The organism is Reichenbachiella agarivorans, from assembly GCF_025502585.1.
Classification (GTDB): domain Bacteria; phylum Bacteroidota; class Bacteroidia; order Cytophagales; family Cyclobacteriaceae; genus Reichenbachiella; species Reichenbachiella agarivorans.
Window position 1 is genome coordinate 1 of record NZ_CP106679.1, and the last position, 16,599, is coordinate 16,599.

The 16,599-nt window shown below is 38.8% G+C and carries 14 protein-coding genes; 1 reads left to right on the forward strand and 13 read right to left on the reverse strand.

All coding sequences use genetic code 11. From position 1 onward, the window contains the following. Positions 1-16: 16 nt before the first annotated feature. The 13 genes from N6H18_RS00005 to N6H18_RS00065 all read right to left on the reverse strand — a co-directional run bounded on the left by N6H18_RS00005 (position 17) and on the right by N6H18_RS00065 (position 15,701). A protein-coding gene (locus N6H18_RS00005; RefSeq protein ID WP_262308022.1) for an IS3 family transposase occupies positions 17-1,161 on the reverse strand; the annotation gives its coding sequence in 2 pieces (ribosomal slippage) (positions 17-900 and positions 900-1,161; 1,146 coding nt in all). Positions 1,162-1,320: 159 nt separating this feature from the next. Next, positions 1,321-1,947, reverse strand: coding sequence for a hypothetical protein (locus N6H18_RS00010; RefSeq protein ID WP_262309793.1), 627 nt, complete (start codon positions 1,945-1,947; stop codon positions 1,321-1,323). Between the two features lie 57 nt (positions 1,948-2,004). Further along, the gene (locus N6H18_RS00015) at positions 2,005-2,469 is read right to left on the reverse strand and encodes a hypothetical protein (RefSeq protein ID WP_262309794.1); all 465 of its coding nucleotides are present in this window, start codon (positions 2,467-2,469) and stop codon (positions 2,005-2,007) included. 203 nt (positions 2,470-2,672) lie between these two features. Continuing rightward, positions 2,673-6,029, reverse strand: a complete 3,357-nt coding sequence (locus tag N6H18_RS00020; protein WP_262309795.1) for a DEAD/DEAH box helicase — start codon at positions 6,027-6,029, stop codon at positions 2,673-2,675. After that, positions 6,026-6,853 carry a DUF1837 domain-containing protein gene (locus tag N6H18_RS00025; RefSeq protein ID WP_262309796.1) on the reverse strand — a complete coding sequence of 276 codons (828 nt, stop codon included), beginning with the start codon at positions 6,851-6,853 and terminating at the stop codon, positions 6,026-6,028. Before N6H18_RS00025 ends, N6H18_RS00020 begins: the two co-directional genes overlap by 4 nt. A gap of 283 nt (positions 6,854-7,136) precedes the next feature. Then, the gene (locus tag N6H18_RS00030) at positions 7,137-7,337 is read right to left on the reverse strand and encodes a hypothetical protein (RefSeq protein WP_262309797.1); all 201 of its coding nucleotides are present in this window, start codon (positions 7,335-7,337) and stop codon (positions 7,137-7,139) included. A 43-nt stretch (positions 7,338-7,380) separates the two neighbouring features. Then, positions 7,381-8,037: a fructose-6-phosphate aldolase gene (gene fsa / locus N6H18_RS00035; protein ID WP_262309798.1), complete on the reverse strand. Its 657-nt coding sequence runs from the start codon at positions 8,035-8,037 to the stop codon at positions 7,381-7,383. Between the two features lie 118 nt (positions 8,038-8,155). Beyond that, on the reverse strand, positions 8,156-10,189 hold the full coding sequence (locus tag N6H18_RS00040) for a transketolase family protein (protein ID WP_262309799.1): 2,034 nt from the start codon (positions 10,187-10,189) through the stop codon (positions 8,156-8,158). A 514-nt stretch (positions 10,190-10,703) separates the two neighbouring features. Beyond that, positions 10,704-11,714, reverse strand: coding sequence for a sialate O-acetylesterase (locus N6H18_RS00045; RefSeq protein WP_262309800.1), 1,011 nt, complete (start codon positions 11,712-11,714; stop codon positions 10,704-10,706). Between the two features lie 326 nt (positions 11,715-12,040). Continuing rightward, positions 12,041-12,568, reverse strand: a complete 528-nt coding sequence (locus tag N6H18_RS00050; protein WP_262309801.1) for a ferritin — start codon at positions 12,566-12,568, stop codon at positions 12,041-12,043. Positions 12,569-12,679: 111 nt separating this feature from the next. Further along, on the reverse strand, positions 12,680-14,602 hold the full coding sequence (locus N6H18_RS00055) for a methyl-accepting chemotaxis protein (RefSeq protein WP_262309802.1): 1,923 nt from the start codon (positions 14,600-14,602) through the stop codon (positions 12,680-12,682). Between the two features lie 28 nt (positions 14,603-14,630). After that, positions 14,631-15,215 carry a TlpA family protein disulfide reductase gene (locus N6H18_RS00060; RefSeq protein WP_262309803.1) on the reverse strand — a complete coding sequence of 195 codons (585 nt, stop codon included), beginning with the start codon at positions 15,213-15,215 and terminating at the stop codon, positions 14,631-14,633. Positions 15,216-15,365: 150 nt separating this feature from the next. Next, positions 15,366-15,701, reverse strand: coding sequence for a hypothetical protein (locus N6H18_RS00065; RefSeq protein ID WP_262309804.1), 336 nt, complete (start codon positions 15,699-15,701; stop codon positions 15,366-15,368). A gap of 95 nt (positions 15,702-15,796) precedes the next feature. Here N6H18_RS00065 and N6H18_RS00070 point away from each other — a divergent pair, with 95 nt between their 5' ends. Then, the gene (locus N6H18_RS00070; RefSeq protein WP_262309805.1) at positions 15,797-16,594 is read left to right on the forward strand and encodes an MBL fold metallo-hydrolase; all 798 of its coding nucleotides are present in this window, start codon (positions 15,797-15,799) and stop codon (positions 16,592-16,594) included. Positions 16,595-16,599 lie beyond the last annotated feature (5 nt).

The window sequence follows — 16,599 nt, forward strand, 5'->3', positions numbered from 1 at the left end:
TGTAAGCTTCCCATTTTTAGGACAGCTGTAATTTATAATTATTGTCTAATACTTCAACCTTCAGAGAGTCCAAGAGGGTACCCTCTTGGACTCTCTGAAGGTTTTCTCCGAACATTTTTGGAGTAATCCTACCAAGGCTATCATGCGGGCGATGGTTATTGTAATCTTCCATCCACTTATCTACTTCTTCTCTGGCCTGGTCGATGTGCTCAAATACAAACGCATCAAACACGCCCCGGCGCAGAGAGCCATTGAACCTTTCGATGTAAGCATTCTGCGTGGGCTTGCCTGGTTGGATGTAACAAAACTCAATTTCTTGCGCATAACTCCATGTTTGGGTCATTAAGGCTATGAATTCTGGCCCATTATCCATCCTGATGCGCTTTGGTTTTCCTCTCCTATTGATCAGGTGGTTCAGTACCCAGATCACTCGACTGCTTTTTAGTGAAAAATCTACTTCTATATGCAATGCCTCTCTGTTTGCATCATCCATTACGTTGAAACTTCTGATTTTTCGACCATTTACCAATCTATCCTGCATAAAGTCTATTGACCATGTATGATTAAGGTGATTCGGAGCCTCAAGATGCTGCTTGGACCTAGCGGGGAGACGTTTCTTCTTCTTGACCCTTAAGGATAGCCCCAGAGCTTTGTAAACCCTATATACCCTTTTATGATTCCAATGCTTGCCCTCTAGTCTAAGGCGGCCATAAGCCTTCCAAAAACCTTCTCTGGGAAATTGTGCAGCCTTATCATTCAAAGCCACTTCAATCGGGGTGTCATCCTTTTGGGGTTTATAATACATCACCGACCTAGACACATCCATTACACGGCACGCCCTGTTGATACCGTATTTAGGCAGCTCTTTACTAATCCTACGCTTATCACAGGGCTTTAGAGCTTTTTTTCTATGATCTCTTTGGCCATCTGGTGATCCAATGCCAGCTCAGCATACATACGCTTTAGTTTGGCATTCTCCTCCTCCAGAGCCTTCAAACGCTTCAGGTCTGAGGCTTCCATGCCGCCATACTTCTTGCGCCAATTATATAGCGTGCCTTGGCTTATACCATGATGGCGGCATACCTCTTGTGCCGATTTACCTTGTTCAAATTCCTTGAGAATCTTAACGATTTGCTGGGGACTAAATGTACTCTTCTTCATTTCTACAGTTTAAATCTATTCATTTTTAAACTGTCCTGTTTTTGGGGAAGCTTACAAACGGGCGTTTTAGTGAAGATAATCTTTCGGATGCTAAATAGCCAAAACTAAGATATAGCAGGACCCAATCGTCCTCGTCTGTGGGCGTTTGTTAGATGCATTTTAGAATATTACATCTATGACTTCAACATTGAGATTCTTTGTTCTATCAGGTGAGTACCATTTTATTACTTTGTCCTTCGTATTCAAATCTATTTTTAGAAATCCAGTAGTATTCCCATTGTGGAGTTCAGATATCAAACCTGAATTATTTGACAATTTCCCGTGGAGTTGAATGTATTCTTTTTTACTATCATAGTAATATAAACCGTTAACAACCGAATTACCTTCAATATCTAAAACCATTTTACAAGGATATTTACCATCAATTGCAGCAATAATCACAAATCTGCGGGGTAGTTCTGAATACAATCTAAGTTCTGTATCCAAGACAACAGAAGGATCTTTTTCATTCAATCTGACTGAATACAATTTTCTGCCAACTTCATTCATATAACTCCAAAGTTCACTCTTGGGGATTTGACAATGCCCATAATCTTCACAGCCTCTGATAGCTCTTGGGAAAGACATATCCTCCCAGCCTGATACTACAGCACTTCCGTTTGAGGTGAAGTTAAAGGATGTCACTTTGAAAAATGAAGTCATATTAATCTCATGTCCTAAACAGTTTTCTAAATCAGTCCATTTCTTTTGAGTTTGAGGAATCCAAAATTTGTCTATAAAACCCAATATCCCTTCCTTAGAGAGTATCTTGTAAAAATCAAACTCAGGTCTTTGGATAGTGCTTCAATCTCGAATATCAAGGTTGTGAGTAACACTTCTATAAGTTACTCCATTGTAATATTGAGGTTGATCATAGATACACTCTAGATAGTCCCCTTCTAGGGTTAACGCTAAGTGGTAGTGATTTAAGTTTAACGAGTATTTAATGTTAAAAAAGGCTTCCTTATCGCACCCTCCACAACTATCATCTTCAAAATACTTTTTCGCTACTTTTTGAGCGTATTCATCAAAAGTTATGCCCTCATCAAATTTGGGTACTAATTCATAGTAAGTAAGTATTTTATTGTTGACTCTATCAAAGAAATTCAGATCACCATTTTTAGGCACAAAATGCGGTACCATTGCTTTAGTCCCATTTATTGTTAGCTGTTTCTCAACAATGGAATAATCTGGTATTTTATTTTCTTGCGAAAACAAACTATTTGTAAGTAACAGCAATACAAATAGGAGAAAATTATTCTTATTCATTTCAACGAGACTTTTTGAATCTAACGTTCCGTGTATGGTGTCGTAGCATCCCGCAGGGTGCTATGCACTATACATATTGTTGTGTTTTCGTTTTTTATTTTTCGTTTTGTTTATTGCGTTGGCAAAGACATACTCTTTTGCAATTTTTGGCTTGTGTGTTGGCTTTAGCGAATTGTAAATGTGTATGGCTTTTAGCATTAGGCTCATTTCTTAAATGTTAAATATGGATTTAGATTAATCATTTTCCAAACCTCATCATCTTCATCATAATCAAAATAGACTCCAATTACATCATTAACCGAAGAGAAATCTATATCTGCTTCACTAATTTCTTCAATTACTTTAAAGTCAGGGCTTATTAAATATTGTTTTCCATTAATTTTTTTTGCGGCCAACCTGTTAGTAAGCTTATGGTTGTCACCAAATGTAAAATTGGATATTGGTTTTAAAATAGTAGTTTCTCTTTTAGAGAATTTCGATAATAATACAAGCCATTGGTGAGCATCTGGAGATAATAAAGCTTGATATTCCTCAATATTTCTAATTAAATCATTTTTGTAGAATTTGATGCTTTTATCCCATAATTCATCATCATATAATCCACTAATTTCGTTAGCGGATGATCTTGACCTAATGCCTGATTGATAAATCTTCACACTTACTAAATTTGGTAAACCAAGTTCAACTAAAATGGATAATTCCTCTATAGTTTCTGCTTCTTCAACAAGCTCTTTGTTTTTTAATTTTTTTGAGATTCCATTTAAAACCCAGGGAAGACTATAAGAATAATATTTTGTAACAATACTTGTTGCTTGGTCTAGTGGGGCGATTTCTGACAAAGGAATTGCCTTTAGCCATCTTTCTCTTATTTCATCTTGGTTTGCACTTTCAATAAATTCATCAGACAAAACATTGATATCATTGATTTCGTTTTCAATGTCTTTTAGTAGCTTGATTTTTGTATCAATGTTTATTTCATTTGATAAATGTTCTTGAATAATCTTTATTAGCAAGTCTAATTTGTCCTCAATTTGCAAGTCGCTATTTAGTGGTATTCCAGATTTGATTATTGAATTCCATTTTTCTCTGTCGTCACCTACTTTGGTTATTATTCCCTTTGTTCTAGCTTTTAAAAATTGAATTACTTCTTTTCCTGTAATTTCCTCAGATTGTTCAGCTTGAATATAAGCTAGTGAATTTCTAAAATAGTCATCAGTCCAGTCGAAGTTATTATCTGTACTATTTATGTTGTGTAATGATAGTAATCCATCATCAATCCAATCAAGTATGTTATCAATATCTTCTGAGTCCTCGTGTATTGCAGATATATTATTATCAGCTATTAATTCCAATAATTGCTCGAATGATATACCATTAGAATCAGCTAGGGACTTGAAAACTTTAATTAGTTTCAAACAACCGCTTTGAGCTTTATCAATTTTTTCTTTATCGAAGTAGTCAAATATTAGGTTTCGTTCTCGTGTAATTTTTCTACTTGTTTTACCTACTGTATCTAGTGCTACTAAAATTTTTCCTTCGTGGTCTACAAATGCTCTGCCTGCTCTTCCTGCAATGTTCCAAAAATCTCTTGAGGTAATGGGATCGCCAGCTTGATATAAAGTTGAAAAAATCACAGTTGAAATTCCTAAATTAACGCCTTGGCCCAAAGTGGATGTCGCAATTATAACTCTAGGTTTTTCTTTATTCATTAGTCTCTCTAGTGGCAGTCTAACATCAGACAAAAGATCTCCATTATGACATAAAATCCCTTTTCTAGCAAAATACAACCATTCAGAGTCCTCTCCATAAGACTCAATACAGGCTAATTCAAATGCTCTCCAATCATTTTGATTTTTGAATATAAAATCATCTTCCTCAATAAGACATTTATCATACTCTCTTGCCATTACAAAAACTGAAGCTTTCAAGCCTACAAAGATTAAGACAGGTCCGAAGGTTCTTAGTTTATAGGATGTACTAGCTATTGCTTGATTTTTAGTCTCAGGAAAATGTCGTATTCTCGTTTGCCTTCCTATTAGTGGTTGTTCTTTACTAAGAATAAACTTTGGATTAAAAGAATTTCTTTCTGTATCAGTACTTCTCCAATTTAAGTCGACAGAATCACCATTCCACTGAAGAACACCAAGTCTTTCATCTGATGGTCTCCAATTTTCTTTAAATACGTTTTCGCTCGAGTTAGTGAGCCATAGGGCTAAATCTTCTGCATTAGGAAGAACTGCTGATAGAATCAAAAAGCTACCATCATTCTGCTTTATAAAGTATCTTAATTCTTCGTAAAATATTTCATTTACAATTAGTCGTTTATTAGCCCCAAGTAGATGACCTTCATCTATAACAACAAGTTTTATTTGATTTAGGATTTCATTATTTCCCCGTAGCATTGCTTTTGCTTTTTCAGGTGTTGCTATGATTACATCAGATTCATCTATTACTTTCTCGTCAAGTTTACTAAACAAGCTTCCACCATAAAGATGTGATACTGAAATCCCGATACTATGAAATATTTCGTCCAGTGAGTTTTCAATTTCATAAGCCAACGATCTAAATGGAGCGATATATAATACTTTACTTCCTTCGTTTTTTGTAATACAGTCCAATATTGCAATTTCTGCAATTCTTGTTTTTCCGCTACTTGTGGGAATACTTACAACACACCCTGTATTTTCTGCATTTAGTACTTTAGGCAATGAATTCCGCTGAGTTATGAATAATTCATAAATTCCTCCATACTTTTTATATGTTAATGATTGAATATAATTACGTGGAAGTCCAATACTAGTATCAAAATGTGCTTCAAGTGAATTCCATAAAGAAGCTTGTGAAATACCATCTGTTATTATTATTAACAATCTGATAACCCACCAAATATCAGGTTCATTTTTGATTTCAGCTATCTCTTTTAAACTTTGAAGATTAGATTTAGCTAATTCTAAAAGATGTTTATCTCCAGTATAGAAGTATTTGATAAAATTGTTTAAGGATCTTGCAATAGTGATTTCATAGATGTTTTTACTGGATTCTAATTCATCATCATTTTTAGATAGATTTTCATCTAAATAAATGTCATCTACCATCATATTATTTATTGTTTCTAGGAGCTGATGGTAATTTCGACCTAGAAAAAAAGAAACTATTTTTGAAATAACGGTATCATTTTCAATCTTCTTTATAAGAATAAATGCTTTTGAATATTGAAAACAGACGTAGTAAGATAGAGCAGAAATAAGACCATAGTAATTACCCAATTTGGTTTTTACTTCTGGTGACCCGTGAACATTTTCTAATATTGAAGCTCCTTTTTCCAAAGGAAAAACACCTTCTTTTAAATGCTCGTTTTCAATAAATCTACATCCTAGATTTAGATAGTGAAATGCTAATAGATTTAGCTTCTCATCCTTAATTGTATAGTTTGGAAAGTTATCAATACTTTCAGATGTATTGTAAAGAATATATCTAGCATTTGCTTGAGCAATTAGATTTTGAAGTGTTGTATCTTTTTCAACTTTATCTAATTTTTCTTGAATTTGGTCAAACGTCATAAAGCAGAAGGATTAGCCATTAATTCGTTTGCTTTTTCAAAGGCAAGGTTGATGAAATTTGCGGGTTCCTGAATTCCAATGGATATAAAAATCAGTTCAGGATTATCATTATTTAGATTTCTCTCAACATTAGCTGATGTATTTTGGTTACTTAATAGTAGACCTGTATAAATCAGTTGTCCCTTATCCTTAATGTCTTGCACAATAAAATCATCTAATTTTAAAGCTAATTCTTCATTGCTTTTGGCAATTTCCTCAACTAAAAAAGAATAAGATAATGGCATTTTTTCTTTCTCTAATGAAGACGAAATCTCGTTAACTGCTTCTTTTGAAGGAGTAGTTCTAAATTTGGATTCCCCTAAATAAATTTTTAAATCGTTTCCACTCTCTTGTTCAAAGAAGTCAACCATTAATGTATCATCTCCTTTAATAGCTTGATCTACATTTGGGTTGTACTTAAGTTTAAAAACTTTAATCAATTCACGATTTAATGTGCTTTGTATGTATTCGGTAAGAATAATTTCTGTTGCATTCCCTTTTTTTACTTTGTCTGCAATTGGTAATTTTCTATTTTGTTCAGCATATTTTTCAAACCCTAATTCCACATATTTTTTCTTCAGTTGTTCTAACCGAAAGTTCGAGTAGTGGTGACTTATTAATTTATGTGCCATCCATAAAATCAAATCATCATCATCATCATTTCTCTCAGTTAATTCTCTATGACACTTAGTTGCTGTAACAGGAATGTCATTTGCGTTTAACCAGGCTCCGAGAGGATGCTCTACGTTTGGGTGGTTTCCGATTAAGTCAATTTGTTTAGTCATTTTTTATCTTTCGTAGCGTTGGCTAAAAAATAGCTCTTTTGGTATTTCTGCGTTGGGTTTAGTGCTGGCAAAAACCAAATGTGCTATTTGTGTGATTGGCTTTTCCCGAATGAAACACAACATTTGAGTATGCGGACAAAAGTTCCGCATACTTGCCTTATGGCATGGGTAAATCTAAGTTTTTTAATTTGTCGATAAGATAGCTTTTATCACTCATGCTTCTTACCAAAACTAACACCTCCACCTTATATCTCACCAAAAGTTGAATGCTTTGTTACACTATTCATAGCAATATACCCAAATCTTGGGAGGTGATTTGGGTGGTAAAGGAGCAGTTTTCCTGACCATCCGCTACTTCGACTCCCATGTTGCGCAACATGAGGGTCGACCTTGCGCAACAAGGAGGTCCACCTTGCGCAAGGTTGACTAAGTCATCGGTTGAGTGGATTTTGCTTGTGTAGGCACCCACAAAAAAGGGATGCATCTGTGATACATCCCTTTTGATATTTCTAGAACCGAAAGCGGTCTTACTTGTTTCCTTTGGCGTAATCCGCTAGGAAAGTAGCCAATCCACTGTCAGTCAATGGGTGTTTCAACAAGCCGATAATTGCGCTCAATGGACAAGTCACTACGTCAGCACCTACCTCAGCGCACTTGATCAAGTGTAGTGGGTTACGTACAGAGGCAGCCAAAATTTCTGTTTCGAAACCATAGTTGTCATAGATATGCACGATCTGCTCGATCAAGTTCATCCCGTCAAACCCGATATCATCCAATCTACCGATGAATGGAGAGATATAAGTCGCACCAGCCTTAGCAGCTAGGATCGCTTGTCCTGGGCTGAAGATCAGTGTACAGTTGGTTCTGATACCCTTGTCGCTCAATGCTTTGATGGTTTTGATACCGTCTTTGATCATTGGGATCTTCACGACGATCTTTGGATCGATCGCTGCTAGCTCCAAACCTTCTTTGAGCATCGCATCAAATTCGGTAGAGATTACTTCCGCACTTACTTTGTCATCTACGATATCACAGATTTTCTTGTAATGCGCTCTGATGTTTGCTTCACCTGTGATGCCTTCTTTGGCCATCAAAGATGGGTTAGTCGTCACTCCATCCAATACACCTAGGTCGTAGGCTTCTTTGATGTGGTCCAAATTTGCTGTATCAATAAAAAATTGCATATCTATTTCTGTTTATAGTCTAAATTTAGTTCTCCTAAGTCTTACGTCATTTGGACAAAAGGGGCTACTCATAATCGAACTGATCAGGCAACCCTCTGTTGTCAGCATGACAAACGGTTTATAAACCGAGCATTTCTACTACTTGCTTGTAAACATTCTCTCCAGTGAATCCGAATTTTTCATCCAAGACTCCAGCAGGCGCAGAATATCCAAAGTGATTCAAACCAAACACTTTACCATTGGGTCCTGCAAGTCCTTCTAGGTTGACAGGCAATCCAGCGGTCATACCAAAGATTGGCTTGTCCGTTGGGATGACAGATTCTTGGTACGCTTTGTCTTGGCTTCTGAATAGCCCTTCTGATGGAATCGAAGCAATATTGATTTTCAAGCCTTTCTTCTCCTCTAGCAAAGCTGCTCCAGCAAACAAAGTAGCTACCTCAGAGCCGTTGGCGATCAAAACCACGTCTGGATTGTCTACTTTCTGCACCAAGTAACCGCCCTTCTCTGCTTGCAAAGCATCTTCGTATCTCGAAGCACCTACTGCTGGCAAATCCTTGATGTTTTGTCTTGATAGAATCAAACCTGTTGACACTTCCGTGTTTTCCAAAGCCATTTTCCAAGCGACAGTTGTCTCTGCAGCATCAGCAGGTCTCAATGCCAAAAAACTATTTTTGTGACTGTGATTTTGGACTTTCTCCATCAATCTGATTTGTGCTTCTTGCTCGATGGGTTGGTGAGTCGGTCCATCCTCTCCTACTCTGAACGCATCGTGCGTCCATACGTACTTCACAGGCAACTCTTGGATCGCTCCCAATCTGATCGCTGGCTTCATGTAGTCAGAGAACACAAAGAAGGTTCCCACCACTGGAATCACCCCCCCGTGCAGTGCCATCCCGTTGGCAATAGCTGCCATAGTCAACTCAGCCACACCTGATTGCAAGAAAGCACCCCCAAAATCATTCTTCTGAATAGATCGGGTTTTCTTCAAGAAACCATCTGTCTTGTCAGAGTTGGACAAATCCGCAGAAGACACGATCATGTTTTCTACTTTGTCCGCTAGGTAAGCCAATACTTCAGAACCAGCAGCTCTGGTAGCGACACCTACTTTCTGTGCGATGGCAGAGAAGTCGATTCCTTCGGGCAATTTGCCCGTGAAGAACTGATCCAGCTTCGCAGCTAGAGCAGAATTTGCCTTTCTCCAGGCTGCTTCCTTAGCGTAATACTCTTTTGCTTCAGCTGTTTTATCCTTCAATACCTTCGCATAGTGCGCTGCTACATCAGGGTAGATTTTGAACGGATCTTTAGGATCTGCTCCTAGATTTTCCAAAGTCTTTGCATAATCTGCACCTGTGTGACCGATAGGCTGACCATGTAGCTCACAGTGTCCTTCGAACATCTCGCCAGTAGCCGTCACAGCACCTTTGCCCATGATCGTCTTGCCGATGATCAAAAATGGCTTTTCGGTTTCTGCGTTGGCTTCTTTCAGTGCTTTTCTGATTTCGTCATGGTTGTGTCCATCGATTGTCACGACTTTCCATCCCCAAGACTCATACTTCATGGCTGTGTCCTCGGTAGTCACTTCGTCAGTCATGGTCGACAACTGCACGTCGTTGCTATCATAAAACATGATGAAGTTATTCAATCCCAAGTGACCCGCGATACGGCCTGCTCCTTGAGAGATTTCTTCTTGGACTCCACCGTCAGAGATGAAGCCATATATTTTTTGATCCATCCAGTTGCCAAATTTGGCCTGAAGGAATTTGGCAGCAATGGCAGCTCCCACGCCCATGGCATGACCTTGACCTAATGGTCCTGAGGTATTTTCGATCGCACGCTCTACGTCCACCTCTGGGTGACCTGGCGTCACCGAACCCCACTGACGAAAGTTGGAGAGGTCTTCCATGGAGAACTTTCCTAGCAAACTGTACTGTGCGTACATCAACGAAGACAAGTGTCCAGCATCCATAAAGAATCTATCTCTTGCATGCCAAGACATGTTTTCGGGATCGAATCTCATGAATTCGGAGTATAAAATATGCATAAAATCGGCTCCTCCCATGGGGCCTCCTGGGTGACCGGAATTTGCCTTCTCCACCATGGATACGGCCAATGCTCTGATGTTGTCTGCTGCCTGTAAGTCTACTGTCTTCATTTGTACTGTTTCTAGAAATCAAAAAAATGCCTCGGAAATCATCTAAATCCAAGGCATTTACTAAACCCAAAACTAATTTAAATTCTACTATTATAACACCTCAAAGATGGATATTAATACCCAAGGCATTGATCTTCTGCCTACTGCATGCCCCCTTCATTTTAGTTTCACCTATACTTCACTCTGATTACCTATCCTATCTCCATCTATCTCAACGAAACCAGCCCCTACACTACATTTGTGATTGTAAAGCTGTCTGCATATAGTCCTCACCGTCGGTATGGGTTAAAGACATTCCCCCAAGCAACAGGCTCTATCTAGTAACCTAAGTTCGATTTTGAATATCCGTTCAAGGGTCATTTCGAAGAGTTCTTCAGCATTTTTTAGCAAGGCCATTGTAATTTGCCCTATTGTGGATCAGGAGCCCTCTGTAAGAATCGAACTCAGTCTAATAGCAAAAAGACTACCTCAAGATCATGAGATAGTCTTTTTGCTTACCCTCTTCCGATACCTCTTATTGGGTTAACTCTAAGTATTCCTCTGCATACCTCTTTCCCATTTCTCGCAGCGATCTGGAATCCAAATGAGTCCCATCCCCAATATCAGTAAAACCATCTGAGGAAACAACCGAAAGATTGGGGTCTTCATTAGCGATCAAATGGAGGTTGTCATTAAAGGTATCCCATTTGTCCTGCTTGTCCTGAGGGGAGGTGTATTGCCCGAGTTCACCCATAATGAAAGGCAGCTCATTGTCTCCGATTTCAGTTCTAAAAATATCAATCACATCAGTCAACTTGGTCTTGTAAGTAGCAGCCGATGTGCTGGTGTTGCTTTCGCCTTGATGCCAGATCACACCTTTGATCGTACCGTATTGTTTGGCAAAGGCCACTTTGCTTTTGAAGTTGTCAAGCAGGAATACGCCTCTGTGTTCCGCATTGGTTTGCCAGTTGTGGATATTGCTCCCACCCACTGCACATGGGATGACAGCTACCGTGACATCCGACGGCAGTGAGTTGAGCAAGGTGCTAGCGAATGACATTCCACAATCCAAACCCGTAAACTTTGGTTCATACCAGTGTAGTGGTTCTTTGGCCAATATCCAGCTTGCTGTAGAGTCTATCGACAATATTCTATTGTTGGGAATCGTATCGGAGGGTTCTACAAGCCCTCGGCCTGCCATGTTGGATTGACCTGCCATAAAGAAGATGTATAGTTTGTCTTTATGAGGCATCTCAGTGGGGTACTCAACGATACGAGGAAAATTGGCTCTCGTACCTTGGTAAAAATCATCATCTGGGTTACTGATGACTTCACTGTCTTCCTCTTCTTCTTCTGATTCTTCTTCCTCAACTGGTTCTTCATCAATAGGTTCTTCCTCATTATCGTCTTGCACGTCGTCCTCTTGCACCTTTTCTTCTGTCAAGATCTCTTTGTCTTCTTGTGTATCACATGCCATACCAAATAGCAAGAGGGCTACAACCAACAATAGTGGTGTAATTTTGATGTTTCTAGTCTTAATAATCATGGTGAAATTGTTTTTGAAGTAATTATTATCCTTGTGTTCTTACTTGTCAGATAAGTAAGAACACAAGGATCCTAAATACTCTCCATCATGATAGCAGATGCATGTTTCCAAATGACATGGCTGAGGTTACTACTATGATAAATGAGTCACAGAAACACCTGTTTCAGGTTACTACATCATCTCATGATGAGCAAGTGCAGTTGTATGTTGGTTGGGAATTTTGACATTTGTTATGTCTGGGACTAGATCGTAATGTTACTAGCAAAAAAGGGCTGCCTCATGATCTTGAGACAGCCCTTTTAGTATTTTATCTTAATATTCTATTCTTATTCCTGCGTATAACTCACAGAGTTGATTCTTTCGTCGATCATCAGCAGTGACTTTGGATCCTCTCCCAATAGCTCGAAGTAGTCGAGAATTCTTCGTATCACAAACTCCTCCTCTATCTGCTCCTTGACATACCACTGCATAAAGTTCTCTGTTGCAAAGTCATTGATTTTGCGGCACTCCGCTACAATCTGGTTGATAGACTCTGTTACGTTGATTTCGCTTTCTAACGCTGCTTCAAATACTTCCTTCAACGAAGAAAATTCGTTTTGAGAAGCCGCTATCGATGGTGAAATCGCGATTCCTCCCATGTCACTGACATAGTGAAACAACTTCATCATGTGTGTTCTTTCTTCAGCACTTTGTGCATAGAAGAACTTAGCACTGTTGTCAAATGATTGTTGATCACACCATGCAGCCATGGACAGGTAGGCAGCCGACGCTTGAGCCTCTAGCTTGATTTGATTGTTAAGTTTTTTGATGAGACTGTCCTGGACAGCAACTCTTTGTCTTAATAAATCCTTCATCGTTGTATGTGTTTGCGTGTAATCTTGTAACAAATGAAACTAATATTATGCTAAATAGTTCCGTAAAACCCAAATTTGGAATGAGTCTAATTTGATCTAAGTCATCTAAGATCAATTTAGTCTAAACCTACTCACACCCTTTTTCAACTCATTGGCCATGTTGTTGAGATGTGCAGAAGTCTTGATGTAATTGTTCATGCCCGCAGACAGTTCAGTCGCCGAACTGCTCACTTCCTCGGTTCCAGCGGCAGTTTGCTCCGCGATCACCACGATAGATTCGACATCATTGACCACATCTGACATGCTTTTCACCTGATTTTTAGAATCATTCAATATTTGCTGAGACAAATCGAATGAGATCTTGGTACTGTCACTTATCAGATTGAACACTTCGGCAGTTTTCTGAGAAGAATTCACTCCACTGACTACACTAACACTCATTTCTTCCATGATCTTGGTGGCATTTTCAGTATCACGCTTCACGTCACTGATCAATTGCTCAATCTCTTGTGCGGACTTTCTTGATCCCTCAGCCAGTTTTCTGATCTCCTCGGCTACCACCGCAAAACCTCTACCTGCATCACCTGCCTGAGCTGCTTCTATCGCGGCATTGAGTGCCAGTAGGTTTGTTTGCGACGAAATATCCGTAATCACACCCAGTACTCTTGATATTTCAATAGACCTTTGGTTGAGTACCTTGATGGATTCTTTGGTACTGACAGAATAGTCTGATATTTTACCCATATCATTTACAACGTGAGCGACGATTTCCTTGCCTTTTTCACTGTTGGTACTCCCGATCTTGGCAGACTCCATGACTTCCAAGGTTTTTGATTCCAATCCTTTGGCAGTTGCCAAAGTATCCTCTAGGACTTTAGAAATATTTTCTATGCTGTTGAGCTGACGCTGAGCACCCGTACTCATCTGAGTGATGGCACTCACGATTTCATTGGTGGATCCCTCCATCTCCTGTCCAGAGGAAAGCATGCCTGTTGACTCCTCTTCGAGAGAAACAATATCTAGGGATATCTGAGTCAACAACCTTGACAAATTGTCCAAGGCCTGATTGAGATTATCGGCTAACATTTTCATATCACCTTGAGCTGCCACATCATATCTGTGAGAAAGATCTCCATCTGCCATTCCTTTGGTAATCTGTGTGACTTTCATCACGGGGATTGAGATAGACACCATCAGGTTGTTGATAGACTCTGCCATCATACGCCAGTTGCCTCCCTTGCCATCCAAGGACATACGTGCACCTAGATTACCCTCCATACCTGCCTGGGTCACTACATCATTGGTCTCTGTTATTAACCCATTGATTGCCAATGAAAAATCACTTCCCAATGTAGCTAACAATTCGCTGGTAGATTTTTCTTGCCCAGTACTGGTTTTATTAGATGTGATCTCAGCTGCTATTTTTTTGACGTCCAATGCCATGCGATTCATCTCTTCCAACTGTGCATTGAGGTTTAGGTTTGATTGAAGGTTGCTGATAGTTTCACTCTTCAATTTGACTGCTGCCCAAATACTCACACAAAGTCCCAATACTGCCAACCCCATATGATACAAAAAGGTAGACAGTGCCACATCTACATTACCATACAAATAAGTCATATACTGATCCTGCCCGCCCATATACAAAGCAAAAATCAACACGTGATGAACCGTAACGAGCAATCCAAAAGGAATATAAACTCTCCAGTCTTGAAAAAAGATAAGTATAATCGGTAGAATAAAAAACCAGAAGTGCATCTCAAACAAACCGTGCAATTGAGCAATGAACTGCAACATATACAATGCCATGACTGCACCTGCCACAAGTCTAAAAATCAACTTACCAGAATAAAAAACACGTGTCAATAGAACCAATAAAAGGCTGAGTGCTCCTACCCCAATGCCTAAGGTCCAAGTGTCATAATGCAATGAAATAGTCACACCAAACAAGAACAACCCTGTCACGATGAACATGATCGTTTTTTCTGTTTTTTTTGTCACTAGGTCGAATGCTAATGAAATATCCGAATTCATAAAGTTTAATGGTTATGTTGTTGAAAGTCTATATTGATAATGCACAACTAAAACCTGACACTACAGGACTAAGAGGTGCTTGATAATTTTTAGATTTGAATTGTAAAGCTACTGCGGGAGCTGAACTTTTGATATTGGATGCGCCACAAAAAGCGAACCCATTGGTGTAGTTGCCTTCAAAAAACAATGTACTGTTGGGATTGAAAATGACAGCACGAGGCGTTGAACTCACCCCACAGAGCGCAAATAAATCGCCAGTTTCATCCACCACAACTGTCATGGATAGAGGCAGGTCATATCTAGCAATCAAGTCCTGATCAATGGCATCATAGCCGCCTCTCACTACCAAGTAGAAATCTATCTGCTCGGTGTACGATTGAAACAAACCTTTCAAATGCTCAATATTGACTCGCGAATACTTACAGGTGGGATCAAAAAAATGAATGTAAACAGGTTTTTCTTGAATATGAACGCCCAGCTGATTGATCATTGGGGAATTATTCACATCATAGTGAACATCACTATTCTTGGCTTGAAGATGGCTATATTCTTCGCTCCAAAACAAAAACATGATCAAGAAAAAGATAAGAGAAAGCACCCCTATCATTCCCATTCTTTTAAAAAGTTGCATATTCATTATACCCTGCTGACTTATTTCACTTACGTAACAAAAGCCAAGCCTAGATTTATTTTCTCAAAATATTTCTGAGCAAATAACCTTTCATATAAACCATACGCAAAATAAAATATGTACCTGCAACAATCAAGCGAAACTCGCTCTGTTGATTCTTTGGTGAACGATACTATTGAGTTCGAGCATAACCAAGGCTCCTTGTACCAAGTGCTTTACTTCGATCATCTCTTCTAATGTGAGGATCAAAAAACGCTCTTTGTTGCAAAGAGGAATAATCTCCAAGTCACTCTGACTGGCATCAGATAGTAACATGGATTCCAAATTGTAAGCATCCAACTTACTTTTAAATGCGATGAACGAACATACGTTCATTTTGTATTCACTCCCTTTATATATCAAATAGAAGCAGTTTTCCTTATCTGCTTGTACTACCTTCCCGTGTTGTGAACTATGTATTATATGCATTTGAGGACAAATCTAATTTTTATTTAGATTCATTACAAATTAAAATATGCAATTTGTTACTTTTCATCTATCAAAAACTCTCATAAATTAGCATTATGTATTCTAAGTATCCTATCCTGATTATTGCTTTGTTGTTAGTGAGTTCGCTTTCAATCCAAGCACAAACTGTCACATACCTAGGCAATGAAGGTATGCTTATCGAGTATCAAGGCACCAAAGTAATTATAGATGGTCTATTCAGTGATCCTACAGGGCGTTTTGACTCCCCTAGTTCGGATGTAGTTTCTCAAATCATCGCTGGCACCAAACCTTATGACAACATATCTGTTGATCTCATCACACATGCTCATCCTGATCATTTTGATCCCATTAGTCATGTCAACTTCCTGAGCAAAAACAAAAATGCAGTGATCATAACTACCCCTCAAGCTGCCGATAGCATGCAAATCAAATCAGATTTATATGGTAACGTAGCAAATAGAGTTATAACCAACTCATGGAGCAATGGATGGAAATCGAGTACAATTGGACCTGTGGTCGTAAGCAGTGCATACACTAGGCATGCTGGCAAGGCCTATGGCAAAGTAGAGCACCAGATTTTTTTGATCAAAATCGGAAATAAAAAGGTGCTACATATAGCCGATACCCAAATGGAGGTAAGCTACTTTGATGATTTACGATTGATCTATGAAGATATAGACATTGCTATTGTTCCGTTTTGGTTCTTGACCAACCTATTCGGAGAGGAAATCATCGAAAAGCATGTTGCCCCCAAGAAAATCGTAGGCATGCACCTGCCATCAGAAGGCAACAAAAGTGCTGTCGAAAAAATCAATCAACAATTTCCAAAGGCAATTGTGTTTAACGAGCCAGGTCAACAGGTATCATTCTAAGTAGA

Coding starts and splice junctions, on each gene's coding strand:
- N6H18_RS00015 (WP_262309794.1), bottom strand. CDS start 2,469: ATGAATAAGAATAATTTTCTCCTATTTGTATTGCTGTTACTTACAAAT.
- N6H18_RS00070 (WP_262309805.1), top strand. CDS start 15,797: ATGTATTCTAAGTATCCTATCCTGATTATTGCTTTGTTGTTAGTGAGT.
- N6H18_RS00050 (WP_262309801.1), bottom strand. CDS start 12,568: ATGAAGGATTTATTAAGACAAAGAGTTGCTGTCCAGGACAGTCTCATC.
- N6H18_RS00055 (WP_262309802.1), bottom strand. CDS start 14,602: ATGAATTCGGATATTTCATTAGCATTCGACCTAGTGACAAAAAAAACA.
- fsa (WP_262309798.1), bottom strand. CDS start 8,037: ATGCAATTTTTTATTGATACAGCAAATTTGGACCACATCAAAGAAGCC.
- N6H18_RS00040 (WP_262309799.1), bottom strand. CDS start 10,189: ATGAAGACAGTAGACTTACAGGCAGCAGACAACATCAGAGCATTGGCC.
- N6H18_RS00020 (WP_262309795.1), bottom strand. CDS start 6,029: ATGACGTTTGACCAAATTCAAGAAAAATTAGATAAAGTTGAAAAAGAT.
- N6H18_RS00045 (WP_262309800.1), bottom strand. CDS start 11,714: ATGATTATTAAGACTAGAAACATCAAAATTACACCACTATTGTTGGTT.
- N6H18_RS00030 (WP_262309797.1), bottom strand. CDS start 7,337: ATGCATCCCTTTTTTGTGGGTGCCTACACAAGCAAAATCCACTCAACC.
- N6H18_RS00065 (WP_262309804.1), bottom strand. CDS start 15,701: ATGCATATAATACATAGTTCACAACACGGGAAGGTAGTACAAGCAGAT.
- N6H18_RS00060 (WP_262309803.1), bottom strand. CDS start 15,215: ATGGGAATGATAGGGGTGCTTTCTCTTATCTTTTTCTTGATCATGTTT.
- N6H18_RS00025 (WP_262309796.1), bottom strand. CDS start 6,853: ATGACTAAACAAATTGACTTAATCGGAAACCACCCAAACGTAGAGCAT.